Genomic DNA, 19,784 nt, shown 5'->3' with positions numbered 1-19,784 from the left:
TGTGGCGAAATACTATATGATTTGTGGTTAATTAATGAGTGTTTTAAGAGAAGCAAAATATGTTTTTGAAATAGGAATTGGCTTTTCTATCGCTTTTAATTGAAGTTTTGCATTTTGAGCATTTCCTTTTATAGAGATTATAAAATTTGGATTGATGAGATAAGATCGATGTGATCTCATTAATTGAGGTAGTTGCAAACTGATATTTGTCAATGTATTTCGAAGCATTTTCTCTTTCAAAATTTCATCTTCTATAAAATATAAATACACATAGTTATCTTCAGATTTTACATAAACTATAGAGTTGGCATCTATTAGGAAGTTTTCTTTCTTTAAAGAACCCTGAATCAGTATTCTTGTTTCTTGTGAAGATATGTTGAGTTCTTTTTTGTTTTCTATAACTTTTGATCCGTAGTAGTTTCTTAATAAAATAGCAATTACAGATACAATGATTCCAAATCCTAAAAACATGAGCTTAAACCAATCTAAAAACCAGTTCAGATTAAGACGTTCAGGTTGCTTGTTAATAATAATTTCGGTGTATATAAAAGCTATAATAATGGCAAAAGAAATATAGAAAAAACTGAAGATCAATTCTTCTCCCCATTTCCATACTCTAAAATGGCTGTGATACCATTTGGATAGTAAAAAAATGATTAAGTAAGTCAAAAAGGAAATGACTCCATAACCTATAAAATAGAGGTTTTTATAGGGGTTGTTAAAGTTATTTGAGCCAAATGGCTGCAAAAAAATAAGGATAAAAACAATGACAAAACTTAAAATAAAGGCAATCAAAAAATGATTCCTTAAAGAAGTCAAATATGGAAAAGGCTTATTAAAAAACATAAAAAAATCCCTGTTAACAAGTAACAGGGATTAAATATAATAATCTCTCGATTGTAAACACCTAATTAATGGTAAATTTAATCAGCTAAAACAATCACTTTATTGTCTTTCATTTCGATAGTTCCGGAGTTGATAGGAAGTAGTGTTACACCGTTTTCTTTAGAAAACTTTTCTGCTACTTCTTCTTCCAGATTCATCTCGCCATACACTTTTACGTTTCCTTTTCCTAATAAAGAAACAATAGGTGCGTGATTATCTAACATCTGAAACTCTCCGTTAACACCTGGCACTGCAACTGAAGTTACTTCGCCGCTAAATAATACTGCTTCTGGAGTTACTATTTCTAAATACATAGATAAATTTATTTATCATCCTGAATTTACTCAGGGATCTTATTATTATTTTCTCTTTGGTAAGATTACTAAAACAAAGTTCAGTATTAGTTTTGGCTTATGCCTCTGCTAACATTTTCTCACCAGCTTCGATAGCTTCCTCGATTGTACCTTTAAGGTTAAATGCTGCTTCTGGCAGGTGATCTAACTCACCATCCATAATCATAGTAAATGCCTTAATTGTATCTTTAATATCTACTAAACATCCTGGAATACCAGTAAATTGCTCAGCTACGTGGAATGGCTGTGATAAGAAACGTTGTACACGACGTGCGCGTCCTACTGCCAATTTATCTTCTTCAGATAATTCTTCCATACCAAGGATGGCGATAATATCTTGTAATTCTTTATAACGTTGTAATAGCTCTTTTACTCTTTGTGCACAGTTATAGTGCTCATCTCCTAAAATATCAGCTGTAAGAATTCTTGAAGTAGAATCTAATGGATCTACCGCTGGATAAATACCAAGCTCAGCAATCTTACGAGATAATACGGTTGTTGCATCAAGGTGAGCAAATGTTGTTGCTGGTGCTGGATCTGTTAAATCATCCGCAGGTACATATACTGCCTGTACAGAAGTAATAGATCCTTTCTTAGTAGAAGTAATACGTTCCTGCATCACACCCATCTCTGTTGCAAGAGTTGGCTGGTATCCTACTGCAGAAGGCATACGTCCAAGAAGTGCTGATACCTCAGAACCTGCCTGTGTAAAACGGAAGATGTTATCTACGAAGAAAAGTACATCTTTTCCTTGTCCATCTCCAGCTCCATCACGGAAATATTCTGCTATCGTAAGACCAGATAGTGCTACACGTGCACGTGCTCCTGGTGGCTCATTCATCTGACCAAATACGAAAGTAGCTTTAGATTCTTTCATTACTTCTTTATCTACTTTAGAAAGATCCCATCCTCCTTCTTCCATAGAGTGCATAAAATCATCACCATACTTGATAATTCCTGATTCTAGCATCTCACGAAGTAAATCATTTCCTTCACGAGTTCTTTCTCCTACTCCTGCGAATACAGAAAGACCACCGTGACCTTTTGCAATATTGTTAATCAACTCCTGAATTAATACCGTTTTACCTACTCCGGCACCACCAAATAATCCAATCTTACCACCTTTTGCATAAGGTTCGATAAGATCAATTACTTTGATACCTGTAAATAAAACTTCTGTAGAAGTTGATAAATCTTCAAATTTTGGTGCTTGACGGTGAATAGGAAGACCATCTTCTCCTGCTTTAGGAAGATCTCCAAGACCATCAATAGCGTCTCCAATTACATTAAATAAACGTCCATATACATCTCCTCCGATTGGCATTTGGATTGGAGCTCCTGTTCCTGCAACTTCCATTCCTCTACTTAATCCATCACTGGAATCCATTGCGATAGTACGTACAGTATCTTCACCGATGTGAGACTGAACTTCTAGTATGAGTTTGCTGCCGTCTGTTTTATTAATTTCTAACGAATCGTAAATTTTTGGTAATTCAGTTCCAGCTGTGAACTCTACATCGATAACCGGACCTACAATTTGTGATACTTTACCTGTAACTTGAGACATTATATAACTATTTAATGTTTAGTATTTAACTATTTAAAAGGGCCTGATTTCACTACTATAGAATACGACCTTTTTTCAGGCTGCAAATATAGTCTTTTAAAATGAAAAAAATAGCCTCTTTTATTTTGTTTTTCAAATACTAAAAAATCAAGCCTTTTCTGATATGAAAAACGATGATTAAAGAACCGTTTTTTATTTGATTTTGAACTCAATAAATCGTACTTTTCCTACGAATAAAGTACGATTATATTTTAACTACTACCTTTTATGGAAACATATGCAATTGCATTAACCTATGCTATACCAGGATTTGTGGTCCTGATTTTAATTGAATATCTAATAAGTAGATGGAAAAGAATTCCTGTAAATGAAGCAATGGATACTATATCTAGTTTAAGTTCGGGCATGACGGATACGCTTAGAAGCTTGACAGGCTTAGCAATAATTATTATTAGTTATGAATGGATGGTAGGTCATATTGCATTAGTTGAAATTAAATCATCAGTTCTGGTTTATGTTTTAACCTTTATTGGTTTGGATTTTGCCGGATACTGGTCGCATCGATTTAATCATACGGTTAATTTATTTTGGAATAGACATATAATACATCATAGTAGTGAAGAATTTAATTTGGCGTGTGCTTTACGTCAAAGTATCTCGGCCATAATCTCTATTTATTTCTTTCTTTATATTCCTTTAGCATTATTAGGTATTCCTGCAAATGTAATTGCGCTTGTGGCTCCAATACATTTGTTTGCTCAGTTTTGGTATCACACCCGCTTAGTAAATAAAATGGGAATCCTGGAACATATTATAGTTACACCCTCTCATCATAGAGTGCATCATGCGATCAATGATGAGTATCTGGATAAAAATTATTCTCAGATATTTATTTTTTGGGATAAGTTTTTCGGAACGTTTCAAGAAGAAATCTCTGATAAACCACCTGTATATGGAGTAAAAAAACCAGTAAATACCTGGAATCCTTTCTTAATTAATTTTATGCATGCCTGGGGAATATTAAAAGATGCGTGGAGAACAAAAAACTGGTGGGATAAAATACGAATATGGTATATGCCTACAGGTTGGAGACCAGAAGATGTTAAGAAAAAATACCCAATAGATATTATTACAGATCCTTATACAAGAGAAAAATACAAAACTGAAAGTTCTTTGTCATTGAAATTATGGTCTTGGACACAGTTGATAATTACTTTGGCTTTGATGTATTATTTCTTAGTTAGCTTTGGAGATCTTGAGTTTATCCAAATATTGAATTATGCTATTTTTATAGGTATCTCCATTTTTGCTTACACTTCTTTAATGGATAGGCATATTATTTCTCTTTATGCTGAAGTGATTAAAGTAGGATTTGGATTATATCTGATTATACAAGAGGGCAGTTGGTTTGGAATAGATGCCTTGTTTAGCGGCGCAACATATATTGTAGCTACGTATATAATTATATCACTGGTATTCTCAGTTTATTTTCAATTAATAGAAAAAAGAGAAATGATTCCGTCGACTCATAAAGTGATTTAAATATATTTTATAAAAACAATTATTCTTTTTAAAAATTAAAAAAACCGTCAGGAAATTTCCTGACGGTTTTTTGTTTTATTCTATATCTAAAATTACTTACTGCAGTGTTGCAGAATAAAAAGTAGGATAGTTAGCTGCTTTTACTTTTGGCAAGTTGGATCCGTAAGTAGTATTGATTGCATCGATTGCTAAATTTGATACAAAAGCATACCCTCTAGCAGTTGGGTGAACCCCGTCTAATGAGAATGCTCCTCCAAAGACTAAATTTCCTTGTAATAAGAATTCATCGAATTGTATACCATTTTGTGCTAATTCTGCTAAAGAAGAGTTTGCATCTATAAAAGCTAATCCAGCTTGTTGCACTGCAGAACTGATAACATTATTAAATGCTTCTGTAGCGGTTGCAATTTCTTGTTGCTCTTCTGGAGTTAGTACCCAATTATCAGCTAAGGGTATAGCAACACCATTAACAGATAAAGGATTTTGAGGATCTGCTAAAGTACCGATAAAACTACTTGCAGGTAATACTAAAAGATCATCGGCGGTAGCTTGCCTCATATTTACTAAAGCTGGGTTTAGACCGGTTAAATCAGTAAGGTCTTCATCCAGAATAACAACAGCATTACCTTCGCCTGCTGTAAAACTAATGGTTCTTCTGGCAATCTCTGCATCAGCATCTTCTTGTGAGATAGCGCCAGCCATTACTAGTCCTGCAAAAGCTTGTACAATACCTCCGTTATATGCTGCATATGCTCCATTAACGGCTGCAGCTGTAGCAGCATCTAGTGGAACTGGGTTATGCGGTACTGTCGTAAAATGAGGAATAGATGTTACATTAGGAATGTTTGCTACTACTCCTTTGGCACCCCCAGATGTTAAAGTAGCAACCAATCCATTATAAGATTGTGTAAATAATGTAAGATCAGTGATTGGGTCAGTACCATCTCCTCCTGATGTGGCATATCCCAAAACATCATTATTACCGATCCATAAAGAGAAAAATGTTGGACTCTGTGCCATAGCATCTTCTAAAACGGTTGCAGTAGAGCTAGATGCCATTCTTGCGAAATATGGGTTTGCTTGACCAGTGGCAACTCCTGCAACATTTCCGTATCCCGGAGCTAATAAGTGAAAACTTTTGGCTCCAGGAATCCCCATATTATTAAAGGGACCACTGATAGTATTTGTAATTTCTGTGGTCGGATTTGCAGGTAAAACTGCAGGTCCGGATCCATTAAAAAACAATCTTGAGGATAATATTTGCGTTCCTCCTAATAATGCTCCACCAATATTATCGTTCATTAATGGTTGAGTAAAAGAACCTCCACCAGCTAGTGCAAATTGTTGCGCTAATATGTTAGGCATTGAATTTTCTTGTCCTGCAATAAATAATGCACCGTCAGTAAAACCAGCAGTAAGAGAATTTCCCAGAGAAACAAATTTTGAAAAATCTGCACTTCCTGGAGTTATTACCTCTGGTATTGGCGTGGTAGCATCATCATCGGATTCACAAGCTATAAACCCAAAAGCCAATAAGATCAATAGCCATTTATATTGAATATTTATATTTCTTAATATCATTTCAGTAAATTATAAGTTGTTGATTGATAATCCTATGTAGTATTGAGAACCAATAAATCCTGTTCCGAATGCGGTAAAGTATTCATCTCCCCCAATATTTGTAGCACCAGCTTTCAATGTTGTTTTTAATGCAGGTATTTTATAATTAATCTGAGCATCAACAACTGAGAAAGAAGGAATTTGACCGTCAGCAAAAGTTGCTTCCCATAAATAATCATCACTCCACCTGTAACTAACATTAAATCCAAAATTCTTGAATAAGTTGGTGTGTCCAAGACTTGCTTTTACTTTATGTTTTGGTGTGTTAAAACTAGTTCTAAAGTCAGAATCTTGATTTCTGTCAAAATCTTGTTCTGAATATGTATAGTTGGCACCTACGTCAAATCCATGTATTTTAGTATTTACACCGATTGTAGCTCCAAATGAATTAATATCTACATCAGAATTGGTATATGTTTGATAGACTCTAGTATCTCCGTTTTGTAATGCTAGTAAGGATAGAGTTCCATCTCCAACTTCACCATATAAAGGAACGAGTACATTTTCATTAGAAATAAAATCTTCATATTGGTTGTAATATGCACTTAAGTCAATAATGAATTTTTTTATTTTACCTCTATAACCTAATTCAACTGCGGTTACTTTTTCTGGTTGTACTATCCCTACATTGGCAGCAGTAGGTGTTCCATTAAGAACAGAGTTTAAAGAAAATGCATTTTCATAAGCAGATCTAGCAGTAATTGAGGAAGTAGTAGCACCTGTTAATACTTGTCCGCCACCACTTAGGTCAAAAGTTCTTACATCTCTGTCTAAATTGTCAGGAGCAGAACCTACTAGAATAGCTCGACCTGCATCTAATCCTATATATAAATCCTGAGTAGTTGGATTTCTAAAACCTGTTTGAAATGAAGCACGAACATTATGATTTCTGTTGTCTCCTACAGTATACCCAAGAGATAATCTTGGAGAGAAATTTCCATCAAATAATTCAGATTTGTCATAACGTAGAGATCCTGTTATTTTTAATCTATCATCAACAAGCTTTTTCTGTATTTGTGTATAAGCACCATATTCTGAATACCTAATAGGTCCGTCAAAATCGGTAAAAATGGTTCCTGAAGAGTTTAGTTTATACTCTCTAAAAGATCCACCTACCTGGATGTCTGCAAAGTCACTTGTGATATGACTAAAATTATAATTTACATCTGCGTGTCTTAGCTGTGTGGCATCTTGGAATTTTGATCCTGTAGTCAAATCCGGATCGTTAGTAACTTGTCTGAATGCACTTTGAAATCCTGGAGTACCAGGAATTAAACGTCCTGTATCTGCAGTTTGTCTTGCGATAAGATGTGCTTGCTCAGGTAACTGACCAGCTAATGTGGCTTGAACGAAAGCACCTGCATATTCTCCAAACCAGGTTTGGTCATCTTTCCATAAGCGATTTATGTTAATTCCTGTAAATCGAGTATCATAGGAATCTCCTGCACTTTCATCGGTAATATATCCTCTTACAAAGAAATTATTATTCTTGAATTCTAATTTATGCTGTTGTAAAAAGAAATTACGAATAGAATACCTGTTAGCACCTTGATAAATTGTTGTTCCTCTACCGACCTTTGCTTGGTAAATAATCTCAAAATCATTTGCAAAAGGTCTATAGTGCATAGCAGCATCAAATTTAATGCTCTCTGCTTTATAATCGTTCAAGTCACTTTCTAGATATCCTGTTCTACTTACATTAGAATTAGGTAATAAGTTTTCTGCACCAGCTGGTAAAACTCCAAGATTTACTAGGGCTACACCAACTCCTCTTATATTAGTACTCACTTCATCACCATAAACATTAAGACCATCATAGTTAGGATCTGACCTGTCTGTATCTGGATTTAAAACGTTTACCTGGCTGGTTGCAAACCAGTCTGTACCTCTCAAATAGGAAAAATTAGCTTTTGCTGCAAATTTATCTGAGAATGCATGAGCTATTCTAATACCATAATCATAAAACTCATTATCTCCTGCAGCATCTTGAGAAGTAATACCTGCTTTACCATATCCACTGATTCCTTGATGATCAAAAGGATTCTTACTGGTCATAAATAAAATTCCATTAAATGCATTTGCTCCATAAAGAGCAGAAGATGCACCTGGCAGTAATTCGACACTATTTACATCCAACTCCGTCATTCCAAGTAGATTTCCTAAAACAAAATTAAGTGCTGGAGAAGTGTTGTCCATACCATCTACAAGCTGTACAAAACGAGTATTTGCAAAAGTTGCAAAACCTCTAGTATTTATGGATTTAAAGGTTAAACTATTGGTGTTAATATCGACACCTTTAAGACTTTCTAATCCGTCATAAAAATCTGCAGCGGGTGTATTTTTAATTTCTTTAATACCGAAACGTTCGACACTTACTGGCGATTCAAATATCCGTTCAGGAGTTCTTGAAGCAGAAATTACAACTTCATCTAGTTCGGTACCTTCTTTTAGGGTAATTGTCAAATCTTGTGTTGCTGATGAAATGGCGATAGACGAAGATTCAAAACCAACACTACTTGCCAAAATTGTAAAAGGAGGTGCTTGATCGACTGTTAATGTAAAAAGTCCGTCAAAATCTGAAACCGTTCCAACTGAAGCTCCTTCTAAAGAGATATTAACTCCAGGAATAGGATTGTTACTTTCATCTACAACTGTACCCTTAATCGTTGTTTGTGCGGAAGTAATAATACCGGTCATAAGCATTACTACTAGCATAATTTTTCTCATAATCTCAAGTTGTTTTTTTAAGTTATGATAACAATATACGTTTTTTTAGGATTTCTTTAATAAAAAAGTTAAAACATTGTTTTTTATGATGTAAAACAGCTCTATAGGGTTAAATATGATAATTAGAAGGTTTGGTTTATACTTTGAAAAAACATAATAAATTGATTGTTAGTGTGTTGTGTGGTTTTGTAATTCGTATAGACAAGAAAAAACTACTCAGAATGATTTCTGTTCAGAATTTGGAAGTTCTATAGTTAATATTTGAAAAAATTATGCATTCATAGCTTTTCCCATAAATTATTTGTGGTAAAAACTTACATTTTTAGATTTGCGACTTGTACCTTTAACAGTGGTGTGCACTAACTTCAGGGTGTCGTAAACGGCATTATTGCTATAGATTTTTGTTCTTGTATAATTGATTATACATAAACTCTAATTATAGGGAATTTTGCAATATAAGATTTGAATGAAAAAATTAACAGTTAAGGTGCATTATTATGAATTCTATAAAAAAAGCTCTAAAAATACTATGCATGCACAGTATGATTAGAGCTTTTTTAGAATTTAACTTATTTTTTTGTTAAAAATTTAGATAATATATAATATTTTAACAAAAATACCTGCTATTCTACAGTAACAGATTTAGCTAGATTTCTAGGTTGGTCTACATTTTTACCTAACATTACTGCAATGTGATATGAAAGTAATTGTAATGGTATTGTAGTTAAAAGAGGTGTCAGAAATTCTTCTGTTTCAGGAATTTCAATAACGTGATCCGCTAGCTCTTTAACCATAACATCACCTTCAGTGACAATACCTATGATTTTTCCTTTTCTGGATTTAATTTCCTGAATGTTACTTACTACTTTCTCATAATGGCCTTTTTTAGTTGCTATTACAACTACAGGCATTTGCTCATCAATTAAAGCAATAGGTCCATGCTTCATCTCTGCAGCAGGGTATCCTTCTGCATGGATATAAGAAATCTCCTTAAGTTTTAGAGCTCCTTCTAGCGCTACTGGGAAATTATAACCTCTACCTAAGTATAAGAAGTTCTTAGCATCTTTATAGGTGTCAGCGATAAATTTGATATGGTCATTAGAACCAAGTGAAGCTTTTACTTTTTCAGGTATGCGTTCAAGTTCTTGTAAATAGTAGTGGAAATCACTATTAGATATGGTGCCTTTTCTTTCCGCTAGTTTTAGTGCGATTAAAGAAAGTACGGTAATTTGTGTTGTAAATGCTTTGGTAGAAGCAACTCCGATTTCAGGACCTGCGTGGGTATAAGCACCTGCATGGGTTTCTCTAGAAATAGAGGATCCTACAACGTTACATACACCAAAAACAAACGCTCCTCTTTCTTTGGCTAATTTAATGGCCGCCATAGTATCTGCGGTTTCACCACTTTGTGATATCGCGATAACTACATCATCTTGATGAATCACGGGATTTCTATACCTAAACTCTGATGCATACTCCACTTCAACAGGTAAACGAACTAATTCTTCAAAAATATACTCGGCAACAAGGCCAGCATGCCAAGAAGTTCCACAGGCGATAACTATGATACGTTTTGCATTTAAAAGCTTGGCAAGGTTATCGTCAATTCCTGCCATTTTTATAATTCCGTCAGCAACTCGAATTCTACCTCTATAGGTATCACTGATTGCATTAGGCTGCTCGTATATCTCTTTTAGCATAAAGTGGTCATAACCACCTTTTTCTATTTGTTCAAGATTGATCTGTAATTCCTGAAGATAAGGATCTACTAAGCTATCATCTTGTATTTTTCTGACTTTAACTCCTTTTTTTCTACGTACAATAGCCATCTCTCCATCTTCCAGATAAATTGCATTATTGGTGTATTCTATAAAAGGAGAGGCATCAGAAGCGATAAAAAACTCATCATCACCAACACCTATAGCCAAAGGGCTACCTAATCGGGCAACAATGATTTCATCTGGCTTTTTTTTATCAAAAACTGCTATGGCGTAAGCTCCTACAGTTTGATTAAGAGCTATTTGTACGGCTTTACCTAGCTTTACTTTTTCCTTGGTCTTTACATCTTCAATCAGATTAACCAATACTTCGGTATCTGTTTCTGAAGTGAAAGAATATCCTCTTTTTATTAACTCTTTTCTAAGGGCGTCATAGTTTTCAATAATCCCGTTATGGATAATAACCAGATCTCCTGAGTTAGAATAATGAGGGTGAGAATTTACATCGTTTGGAACTCCATGAGTTGCCCAGCGAGTATGTCCTATACCTATATTTCCTTCTGTAGAAATTTCTTTTTCAAGTTTTTCTTCAAGATCTGCAACTTTACCTTTGGTTTTGGATAATTTGATATCGTTTCCATCATACAGAGCGATTCCTGCAGAGTCATAACCTCTGTATTCTAGTCTTTTTAACCCCTTCAGAACGATCGGATAGGCATCCCTGTGGCCTACATAACCTACTATTCCACACATAATTTAAGTTATTTGTTAATTAGTTTTAGTTGTTTGATTCAGTATAAAAGATTTCCAATTTTAAACGTTTCGATTCAGGAACATTGGCTCCGTTGCCATAAATTATAGTTCCTTCGTGCGATATAATGGATGAAAAGGGGATACTTTCATCTTCAGTACTTGTGGGGGTAAAACCATTAGCATTATTGGTGATATTAACATTTTGTGATACCGATAACCCTAAAGGTACGTTTTCTGTGTTGTTATTTAAAATATTAATTATATGTTGTGTCATTCTTATCTTATAGAATTCTCCATTATCATCAGCATCTCTACTAATCCTATTTAGATGATTAATTTTAGAATTTACTGGTGAAGTGTCATTTTGTGTACCGTCAATAAGGTAGTCAATTAAAACAGCACCGGTTTCCAGGTTATATATATATACTCTTTCAGGTTCTGCTTCTCCAGAAACAACAATATCTTGATTTATATATGCTTTGATACTGGCTTCATTGATTAACCAATCTTGATCTCTTAAAAAATCCAACTGAGTCTGCCCGTCTGTGCCTTTAAATAGATCAATAACTGCATAAGAACCTTCTCCACCTTTTAAATAAAGGTTTTCATCTCCGTTATCAACATCTGGATCTGGGATTGTAAGTGAAAAATTATTATCGATAGAATTGACAATATTGTTAGCAAAGGTAAATTCAAAATCTTCATTATCTTCTACAAAATCAGTAATATCGCCATCTTCATCTTCATCTTGAGTGTCAACTTTATCAAAAGTATAGAATAGTGTTAGACGAGCATTGGATATATTGAAAAAGACCAGGTTGCCATCAGGAGTAATTGCTTCGGCTTTAAAGTAAATCCCTCTAAAATAATTAAAAAAGTTATTGGCATTACTTAATTCTGCCATCCCTTCTTTATCCAAAATCTGTGTTTTGAAATGATCTACAGGGAGTAATAATCGTATTTGCGGAGCTATTTTTGTTACTTCGGGATCTGTATCTTCATCTTCGCCATCTGGAGAAAGAAGAATAATCTCATCTGCAGAAGGAACAAAAGAAGGTATTTCACCAAGAAAAGTGCCTTCTGGCTGCATTCCAAAATTATCCGTAATATCATTAGAAAAATAAACCTGACGCTGCTCGGATTCTGAATCTGGGTCAAAATCATTTAAGAAATAATTAGATTGATAGACAGAAAGTTTAATAGGTGAAGTACCGTAAATAGAATCTAACACATAATTGGTAATAGTTTCTCCTTCATCGGTAGTCTCAGTGCTCTCTACTCTATTAAAGTACGGGATACTTAATACAACACTATCTAAAACTGCATTTTCTCCAAAATCAGGGTCAAACCTTTCGGGTTGGATTTGGGATAATATACTATATACCGATTGTCCGTATGCAGGATCGTTGTAGACTCCTAATAGATTGTTAGGAAGACCACTAGTCTGAACTCTGTCAAATTTTCTAGTATATGCTACTGGTGTAACAGTAAACACTTCGTCTGTAAAATTGACACCTCCTATAATTTCACTACCAACTGAGTTAAAATCATCATCACAAGATGCGACCGCGAAAATTACAACTACTATAGCTGAAATTTTAATCAAAATATTTCTCAAATTCATAATACTTCACTTTGCTTATACCAATACCTCTTTTTGATAAAAGGCTTCATAGGCATCTGCAAATTCATCTGGGTTTTTATATTCTAATACAGGTTGGTCAACAGTTTTTAAATGCTTTGTTAATTCGGCAGGAATTTCATCTGATCCAATAATTACTGCATCAGAGTTATCAATAGCTACTTTCATAACACTATTATAGGTTGGTTTTGCTAAATCACTGATTTTTTCTTCTTCGATTCCATCAAATTTAACTTTCTCCATCATGTTTTTGTCCAATGTACCCTTGAATCCGTGATTGTACACAGAAGTCACTATCTTACTATGACTAAACAAAGGTTCATTAGCATAATAGTTCCTTAAGTACAAAGGTAAAAGAGAAGCCAGCCAGCCGTGAACGTGAATTACATCTGGAGACCAGTTTAATTTCTTAACAGTCTCTATAACTCCTTTGGCAAAGAAAATAGCTCTTTCATCATTGTCCGGAAACAAATTACCATCTTCATCAGTTAAAGTTGCTTTTCTCTTAAAATAGTCCTCATTATCAATAAAATAAACCTGCATCCTTTCTTTAGGAATTGAGGCCACTTTAATAATTAGAGGCATATCAAGATCATTAATAACCAAATTCATACCTGAAAGACGAATTACTTCATGAAGCTGATGTCTTCTTTCGTTAATATTCCCATATCTAGGCATAAAAATTCTAATTTGACCACCTTTATTGTTAACCATTCTTGGCGCTTCAAAAGACATTGATGAAATTTCTGTCTCTGGTAGGTAAGGTATTACTTCTGATGATACATACAATATCCTCTTATCTTTCATATAATCGATACTTTTATCGTCTTCCTTCGGAATAAATTTTCGCAAAATTACGAAAATTTATGCAGTCTGCCAGTAATATCTTATTTTTGCACGCTTTTAAGTTTTAATACCAATGCAGGTACACGAGAAGAGACGAGATATAGAAACTAATGTTGCAGTCTTGCTAAAAGAAAAGAAAACCATTGGTTTTGTTCCTACTATGGGGGCATTACACAGAGGTCATTTGGCATTGGTAGAAAGAGCAATTCAAGAGAATGATGTTGTAATAGTTAGCATTTTTGTAAATCCTACACAGTTTAATGATAATGAAGATCTTGTAAAATATCCAAGAACTTTGGCATCAGATGTTGATCTTTTATCAGAATTATCGTCAGAAATAATTGTATTTGCTCCAACACCGAAAGAAGTGTATGGAGATGATATGAAGTCTATCAAATATGATTTTGAAGGTTTGGAGCATGAGATGGAAGGCAAGTTTCGCCCAGGACATTTTGATGGAGTAGGTACTGTTTTGAAGCATTTATTTTCTATCGTTTCTCCAACAAAAGCTTATTTTGGAGAAAAGGATTTTCAACAGCTTCAAATTGTCAAAAAATTAGTCGAAATTGAAAAAATGTCAGTTACGATTGTAGGTTGCCCTATTTATAGAGAAGAAAGTGGCTTAGCGTTAAGCTCACGTAATAAAAGGTTAAATGAGAAGCAAAAGACTGCATCTCCTTTGATTTACAAAACACTAAAACAAGTCAAAACAGATTTTGGCATAAAAAATGTTAACACTCTATATGACTGGGTGTCAGAACAATTTGAAAATAGTAAGGAACTCAAATTAGAGTATTTTGAAATTGCCAAGATATCGGATCTCAAATCTGTAAAACATAAAGAAAAAGACATTGAATATAGAGCTTTTATTGCTGTTTTTGCAGGAGAAATAAGACTTATTGATAACATTGCCCTAAATTAAAAATAACTAACTTTGTAACATGCTTGTACACGTCGTAAAATCAAAAATTCATCGCGTTAAAGTCACTGGTGCTGACCTAAATTATATTGGTAGTATAACTATTGATCAGGATTTAATGGAAGCTGCTAATATTGTAGAAGGAGAGAAAGTACAAATTGTAAATAACAATAACGGTGAACGCCTTGAAACATACGCTATTCCTGGTCCTAGAAATAGCGGAGAAATTACTTTAAATGGAGCAGCTGCCCGTAAGGTGGCTAAAGGAGACGTACTGATACTAATCACGTATGCCATGATGGATATTGAAGAAGCTAAGAAGTTTAAACCAAGACTACTTTTTCCTAATGAGGAGAATAATTTATTAAAATAAGTATAGAGTGAACCCTAAACTTATAAAGTTTCTTAAAATAATACTCCCACTTACTCTGGGAGTTTTTTTAATTTGGTATTCTATATCTTCATTATCCCCCGAAGAAAGAGAACAAACACTTCGTTATGTTTCTCAGGCAGATCCAAAATGGGTGATTTTATCTATTGTTCTAGGAATCATCTCTCATTTATCCAGAGCATATCGTTGGAAATTTTTACTTGAACCTTTAGGTTATAACCCAAAAGTATATAACAGTTTTATGGCCGTAATGGCTGGGTATTTGGCTAATCTAGGAATACCCAGATCGGGAGAAATTCTTAGAGGAGGATTAATATCAACATATGAGGATATACCTTTTAAAAAAGCTTTTGGAACTATTATATCAGAAAGAGTAGTGGATCTGGTAATGCTTATGCTGATTATAGGAATAACCCTAATGTTTCAATCTAATAATCTAATATCATTTTTGGGCGAAAAGTTGACAAATCCCTTTATAACCTTTGGTCTTTTAGTAATTCTGATAATTATTGGGATTGTGGCTCTTAGAGTTCTTAAAAACTCTAAAAACACATTTATTGTTAAAATCCGAAATTTTGGTATAGGAATCCTAGAAGGAGTAAAGAGTATTTATAAGATTAAAAAGAGAAAGGCTTTTATTTTTCACACATTTCTCATCTGGACATTATACGTTCTTATGTTTTATGTAATAAAGTTTACAGTTCCAGAAACAGCTTCTTTAACAATAGGTCCAATTCTGGTCACTTTTGTAGCAGGTTCATTAGCAATGTCTACTACCAATGGAGGTATTGGCGCATTTCCGTTAGCAATAGCAGCTGTACTTTTACTCTTTAATATTGATAATTCTGCTGGAATAGCATTTGGTTGGATATTATGGGGCTCTCAGACTGCAATAAATAGTGTTGTTGGGTCGTTATCCTTTTTGTTTCTGCCAATTTTAAACAGAGGGAAATAATTTATATATTGTCACTTGCTTAACCGTAATCCTAAATTATTTATGAAAAAAGGTATAATTCTTATGTTAGCGTGTATCTGTGCTGTATCCGGGTATAGTCAGGTGCTATATGAGTCCTTCAGATCTATAAAACTAGATCAAAGTCGTGAATTGAAAATTCAACTTCCGCGCAATTATGAAAAGAACGAGGATAAAACATACCCATTAATAATTGTTTTGGATGGGGATTACTTGTTTGAACCTGTGGTAGGTAATGTGGATTACTTTTCTTATTGGGAAGATATGCCAGAATCTATCGTGGTAGGTATCAATCAAAGAAAAACAAGAGTTGAAGATTGTAGATATGATTTAGCAGAATATGTTCCAGACACTACAGGTGCCCAATTTTATGAATTTATAGGGCAGGAACTATTGCCATATTTAAATGAAACATATCGCACTGCACAATTAAAGATTATAGTAGGTCATGATTATACAGCTAATTTTATAAACTATTTTTTGTTTAAAGACAATCCAATCTTTCATGGGTATATAAATCTTAGTCCAGACTTAGCTCCAACTATGGGAGAACGTATAAATAATGTATTGTCTCAAAGTCCTAGTGATATTTGGTATTATTTGGCGACAGCATCAAATGATGCAGAAAGCATCAAAAAGAATCTAATATCTGTGGATGAAACGCTATCAGTTCTAGAAAATCCAAACGTTAATTATTTCTTTGATAATTTTGATGAGTCTTCACATTACACTTTAGTAGGAAGAGGTATTCCAAAAGCACTTGAAGCAATTTTTGAGATGTACCGCCCTATAAGTAAGAAAACGTATAAAGAGGTAATTCTTCCTATGGAAACATCTCGATATGAATATTTAGTAGATATTTATAAAACTACAGAACAGTTATACGGTATTAAACGACAAATCAGGGTAAATGATTTTATTGCAGTTTCTACAGCAATAGAAAAAACTGAAACCTGGGATGACATGGAAGATTTGGGTAAACTCGCATTAAAAGAACACCCAGAAGTAATGTTAGGTTATTATTATCTGGGAATGTTTTTTGAGCAAACAGGAGAGCCTAAAAAAGCGATGAGAGCCTATGAAAGTGGATTCTTATTAGATGAGGTGGCTTTTCTTACCAAGGATTACATGTTGGATAAAGTAAATAAAATAAAAGAAGATTTTGGGTGGTAACCTAAGCTTCAAAAAAATCTAGAGACTCTATTTCTAAAAGATGGCAAAAACCAAAACTGTATTTTTTTGTCAAAATTGTGGTGCCCAATATACTAAATGGCAAGGACAATGTACATCCTGTAAAGAGTGGAATACTATTGCTGAAGAACTTGTTCAAAAAGCAGAAAAAAATGATTGGAAAAGTACTACCACTAAAGGTACTACAAATAAGGCAGCAAAACCACTCCTGATTTCTCAAATTGATACTAGTGTTGAAGCTCGATATAATACAGATGATGCAGAATTAAATCGAGTATTAGGAGGAGGACTCGTACCGGGATCTCTTACGTTATTGGGAGGAGAACCAGGAATTGGAAAAAGTACTTTACTGCTTCAAATTAGTCTTAAGCTACCGTATAAAACATTGTATGTTTCGGGAGAAGAAAGTCAGAAACAAATTAAGATGCGAGCAGAGCGCATCAAATCTAAAACAGATAACTGCTTTATTCTTACTGAGACTAAAACTCAAAATATCTTTAGGCAAATTGAGGCTACCGAACCAGATATCGTTATTATAGATTCTATCCAGACATTGCATAGTGATTATATTGAAAGTAGTGCAGGAAGCATTTCTCAAATTAGAGAATGTACTACAGAGTTAATCAAATTTGCCAAAGAAACGGCTACGCCTGTAGTCTTGATTGGTCACATTACTAAAGACGGAAATATAGCAGGACCTAAGATTCTGGAACATATGGTGGATACAGTACTTCAGTTTGAAGGCGATCGTAATCATGTATATAGAATTTTACGAGCATTAAAAAATCGCTTTGGTTCTACATCAGAATTAGGGATTTATGAAATGCAAAGTAGCGGATTGCGGGAAGTAAACAATCCTAGTGAGATCTTAATTTCTAAGAAAGACGAAGAGCTTAGCGGAACAGCTATTTCGGCTACATTAGAAGGAATGCGACCACTAATGATCGAGATACAAGCATTGGTAAGTACTGCAGTATATGGTACACCTCAGCGTAGCGCAACGGGTTATAATCTGAAACGTCTTAATATGATATTGGCGGTTTTAGAAAAGCGTGCCGGATTTAGACTAGGAGCAAAAGATGTTTTTCTTAATGTTACAGGAGGTATTACAGTAGATGATCCTGCTATTGATCTTGCTGTAGTTGCAGCAATTCTTTCTTCTAACGAAGATATACCAATACCTAAAGATTTTTGTTTTGCGGCAGAGGTAGGTCTTGCAGGAGAAATACGACCTGTTACTCGTGCTGAGCAGCGTATACAAGAAGCGGAGAAACTAGGTTTCTCCACTATCTTTGTTTCTAAATACAATAAAATTTCTTTGAAAGGTACCCAAATCAAAATTCAAATGGTAGCCAAAATTGAAGATGTGGTAGAGTATCTTTTTGGCTAATTATGGTGCCGGATTAGGGTTATTCTCGTGTACTGCTTCAATCTCTTTCATAATTTCTTCTGACAAGGTAAGATTGATACTATCAATGTTCTCCTTTAATTGTTCTAAAGAGGTAGCTCCAATAATATTACTAGTCACAAAAGGGCGATCCGTTACAAAGGCCAAAGCCATTTGAGTTAGACTAATATTATGTTTTTTAGCGATTTCATTATATGCCCTTGTGGCTTCAAACGATTTTTCATTATGATATCTTGAAAACTGAGGGAACAGTGTAACTCGTGCATTTTTTGGTGTTTCTTCAAGATATTTTCCTGTTAACTGACCAAAACCTAATGGAGAATATGGTAGGTGTCCAATATTTTCTCGATGCAACGCTTCTGTTAAACCTACTTCATCTTTTCTATTTAGTAAGTTATAAGGGTTCTGGATGGTAATCATTTTTGGAGCTCCTTTTCTGGCTTCTTCTGCATAACGCATTACTCCATAAGCAGTTTCATTAGATACCCCGATTTGCCTGATTTTACCCTCTTTGATAAAACCGTCTAAATGATTTAATACTTCGGCAAAATTATCATTCCATTTTTCGGCATCATCATGAGTATATCCTCTTACTCCAAAAAAGTTTGTATTTCTTTCTGGCCAGTGTAGTTGATATAAATCTATGTAATCAGTTTGTAATCGTTGTAAACTTTTATTGATAGCATCAGCAAATTCTTCTTTAGAAAAACCGCCAGTTCTTATATGTTTTACAAATTCACGAGGGCCTACTATTTTGGTAGCTAATACTACTTCATTTCGTTTTCCTGTTTTTTGAAGCCAGGAACCAATGATTTTCTCTGTGCTTCCTTGTGTGTCTTTATTTGCAGGTACAGAATATAACTCTGCTGTATCAATAAAATTGATTCCTTGATCTAATGCATAATCAAGCTGTTTATGACCATCAGCCTCTGTGTTTTGTTCGCCCCAGGTCATCGATCCAAGGCATATTTTACTTACTTTAATATCTGTGTTAGGTAAAGTAGTATATTTCATAGTGCTTAAAATGTTTTTTTAGTAATCATTTAGCATTATAAGGGAAGATGCGTTTTGTGAATACTTTTAGTGATTTTGGTTTATGTGAGTTATTATTTGTTGATTAATTCTTGTCAAAAGTAGAAACTCTTATACTACTTATTGTAAAAATTATCATAATAAATTGAGTATCTATTATTGTGTGAATCTACAAAATATTGATCGGATATATCCCTGTATAGAAGAATTGTTAAAA

Annotated in this window: 15 protein-coding genes; 6 read left to right on the top strand and 9 right to left on the bottom strand. The window is 34.1% G+C overall.

Annotated features, from left to right (window positions below):
* Positions 1 to 27: 27 nt before the first annotated feature.
* The 3 genes from U0D62_RS06665 to atpD all read right to left on the bottom strand — a co-directional run bounded on the left by U0D62_RS06665 (position 28) and on the right by atpD (position 2,805).
* Positions 28 to 747, bottom strand: coding sequence for a LytR/AlgR family response regulator transcription factor (locus tag U0D62_RS06665; protein WP_322194731.1), 720 nt, complete (start codon positions 745 to 747; stop codon positions 28 to 30).
* Between the two features lie 176 nt (positions 748 to 923).
* The gene (locus U0D62_RS06660) at positions 924 to 1,199 is read right to left on the bottom strand and encodes a F0F1 ATP synthase subunit delta/epsilon (RefSeq protein ID WP_322194729.1); all 276 of its coding nucleotides are present in this window, start codon (positions 1,197 to 1,199) and stop codon (positions 924 to 926) included.
* A gap of 97 nt (positions 1,200 to 1,296) precedes the next feature.
* A complete protein-coding gene (gene atpD / locus U0D62_RS06655; protein ID WP_322194727.1) occupies positions 1,297 to 2,805 on the bottom strand; it encodes a F0F1 ATP synthase subunit beta in 1,509 nt (502 codons plus the stop codon).
* A 267-nt stretch (positions 2,806 to 3,072) separates the two neighbouring features.
* Here atpD and U0D62_RS06650 point away from each other — a divergent pair, with 267 nt between their 5' ends.
* On the top strand, positions 3,073 to 4,347 hold the full coding sequence (locus tag U0D62_RS06650; RefSeq protein WP_322194725.1) for a sterol desaturase family protein: 1,275 nt from the start codon (positions 3,073 to 3,075) through the stop codon (positions 4,345 to 4,347).
* Positions 4,348 to 4,443: 96 nt separating this feature from the next.
* Here the strand turns inward: U0D62_RS06650 and U0D62_RS06645 are convergent, their stop codons facing one another.
* From U0D62_RS06645 to U0D62_RS06625, 5 genes are all read right to left on the bottom strand, one after another.
* On the bottom strand, positions 4,444 to 5,928 hold the full coding sequence (locus U0D62_RS06645) for an SGNH/GDSL hydrolase family protein (RefSeq protein WP_322194724.1): 1,485 nt from the start codon (positions 5,926 to 5,928) through the stop codon (positions 4,444 to 4,446).
* A 9-nt stretch (positions 5,929 to 5,937) separates the two neighbouring features.
* Positions 5,938 to 8,694: a TonB-dependent receptor gene (locus U0D62_RS06640; protein WP_322194722.1), complete on the bottom strand. Its 2,757-nt coding sequence runs from the start codon at positions 8,692 to 8,694 to the stop codon at positions 5,938 to 5,940.
* 623 nt (positions 8,695 to 9,317) lie between these two features.
* On the bottom strand, positions 9,318 to 11,165 hold the full coding sequence (gene glmS, locus U0D62_RS06635; RefSeq protein ID WP_322194720.1) for a glutamine--fructose-6-phosphate transaminase (isomerizing): 1,848 nt from the start codon (positions 11,163 to 11,165) through the stop codon (positions 9,318 to 9,320).
* A 25-nt stretch (positions 11,166 to 11,190) separates the two neighbouring features.
* The gene (locus U0D62_RS06630; protein WP_322194719.1) at positions 11,191 to 12,789 is read right to left on the bottom strand and encodes a DUF4270 domain-containing protein; all 1,599 of its coding nucleotides are present in this window, start codon (positions 12,787 to 12,789) and stop codon (positions 11,191 to 11,193) included.
* A 15-nt stretch (positions 12,790 to 12,804) separates the two neighbouring features.
* Entirely contained in the window at positions 12,805 to 13,614 is an 810-nt protein-coding gene (locus U0D62_RS06625; RefSeq protein ID WP_322194884.1) for a glycogen/starch synthase, read from the bottom strand.
* Between the two features lie 112 nt (positions 13,615 to 13,726).
* Here U0D62_RS06625 and panC point away from each other — a divergent pair, with 112 nt between their 5' ends.
* The 5 genes from panC to radA are packed head-to-tail and all read left to right on the top strand — an operon-like array spanning position 13,727 to position 18,517.
* A complete protein-coding gene (panC, locus tag U0D62_RS06620; RefSeq protein ID WP_322194718.1) occupies positions 13,727 to 14,575 on the top strand; it encodes a pantoate--beta-alanine ligase in 849 nt (282 codons plus the stop codon).
* Between the two features lie 19 nt (positions 14,576 to 14,594).
* Positions 14,595 to 14,945: an aspartate 1-decarboxylase gene (gene panD / locus U0D62_RS06615; protein WP_322194716.1), complete on the top strand. Its 351-nt coding sequence runs from the start codon at positions 14,595 to 14,597 to the stop codon at positions 14,943 to 14,945.
* Positions 14,946 to 14,952: 7 nt separating this feature from the next.
* Positions 14,953 to 15,918: a lysylphosphatidylglycerol synthase transmembrane domain-containing protein gene (locus U0D62_RS06610; protein WP_322194715.1), complete on the top strand. Its 966-nt coding sequence runs from the start codon at positions 14,953 to 14,955 to the stop codon at positions 15,916 to 15,918.
* Between the two features lie 42 nt (positions 15,919 to 15,960).
* Positions 15,961 to 17,109 carry an alpha/beta hydrolase gene (locus U0D62_RS06605; protein ID WP_322194714.1) on the top strand — a complete coding sequence of 383 codons (1,149 nt, stop codon included), beginning with the start codon at positions 15,961 to 15,963 and terminating at the stop codon, positions 17,107 to 17,109.
* 40 nt (positions 17,110 to 17,149) lie between these two features.
* Positions 17,150 to 18,517, top strand: a complete 1,368-nt coding sequence (gene radA, locus U0D62_RS06600) for a DNA repair protein RadA (protein WP_322194712.1) — start codon at positions 17,150 to 17,152, stop codon at positions 18,515 to 18,517.
* On the opposite strand, the gene U0D62_RS06595 is transcribed toward radA, so the two are convergent.
* Positions 18,518 to 19,549, bottom strand: coding sequence for an aldo/keto reductase (locus U0D62_RS06595; RefSeq protein WP_322194710.1), 1,032 nt, complete (start codon positions 19,547 to 19,549; stop codon positions 18,518 to 18,520).
* Between the last annotated feature and the right edge of the window lie 235 nt (positions 19,550 to 19,784).

This window comes from Aquimarina callyspongiae, from assembly GCF_034322225.1.
GTDB lineage: Bacteria > Bacteroidota > Bacteroidia > Flavobacteriales > Flavobacteriaceae > Aquimarina.
Note: the sequence above shows the minus strand (reverse complement) of the source record. Positions and strands in the feature narration are given on the sequence as shown.

Excerpts from the sequence above, each read along its gene's own strand:
- U0D62_RS06660 (WP_322194729.1), bottom strand. The coding sequence starts at position 1,199 with ATGTATTTAGAAATAGTAACTCCAGAAGCAGTATTATTTAGCGGCGAA.
- atpD (WP_322194727.1), bottom strand. The coding sequence starts at position 2,805 with ATGTCTCAAGTTACAGGTAAAGTATCACAAATTGTAGGTCCGGTTATC.
- U0D62_RS06650 (WP_322194725.1), top strand. The coding sequence starts at position 3,073 with ATGGAAACATATGCAATTGCATTAACCTATGCTATACCAGGATTTGTG.
- U0D62_RS06645 (WP_322194724.1), bottom strand. The coding sequence starts at position 5,928 with ATGATATTAAGAAATATAAATATTCAATATAAATGGCTATTGATCTTA.
- U0D62_RS06640 (WP_322194722.1), bottom strand. The coding sequence starts at position 8,694 with ATGAGAAAAATTATGCTAGTAGTAATGCTTATGACCGGTATTATTACT.
- glmS (WP_322194720.1), bottom strand. The coding sequence starts at position 11,165 with ATGTGTGGAATAGTAGGTTATGTAGGCCACAGGGATGCCTATCCGATC.
- U0D62_RS06630 (WP_322194719.1), bottom strand. The coding sequence starts at position 12,789 with ATGAATTTGAGAAATATTTTGATTAAAATTTCAGCTATAGTAGTTGTA.
- U0D62_RS06625 (WP_322194884.1), bottom strand. The coding sequence starts at position 13,614 with ATGAAAGATAAGAGGATATTGTATGTATCATCAGAAGTAATACCTTAC.
- panC (WP_322194718.1), top strand. The coding sequence starts at position 13,727 with ATGCAGGTACACGAGAAGAGACGAGATATAGAAACTAATGTTGCAGTC.
- panD (WP_322194716.1), top strand. The coding sequence starts at position 14,595 with ATGCTTGTACACGTCGTAAAATCAAAAATTCATCGCGTTAAAGTCACT.
- U0D62_RS06605 (WP_322194714.1), top strand. The coding sequence starts at position 15,961 with ATGAAAAAAGGTATAATTCTTATGTTAGCGTGTATCTGTGCTGTATCC.
- radA (WP_322194712.1), top strand. The coding sequence starts at position 17,150 with ATGGCAAAAACCAAAACTGTATTTTTTTGTCAAAATTGTGGTGCCCAA.
- U0D62_RS06595 (WP_322194710.1), bottom strand. The coding sequence starts at position 19,549 with ATGAAATATACTACTTTACCTAACACAGATATTAAAGTAAGTAAAATA.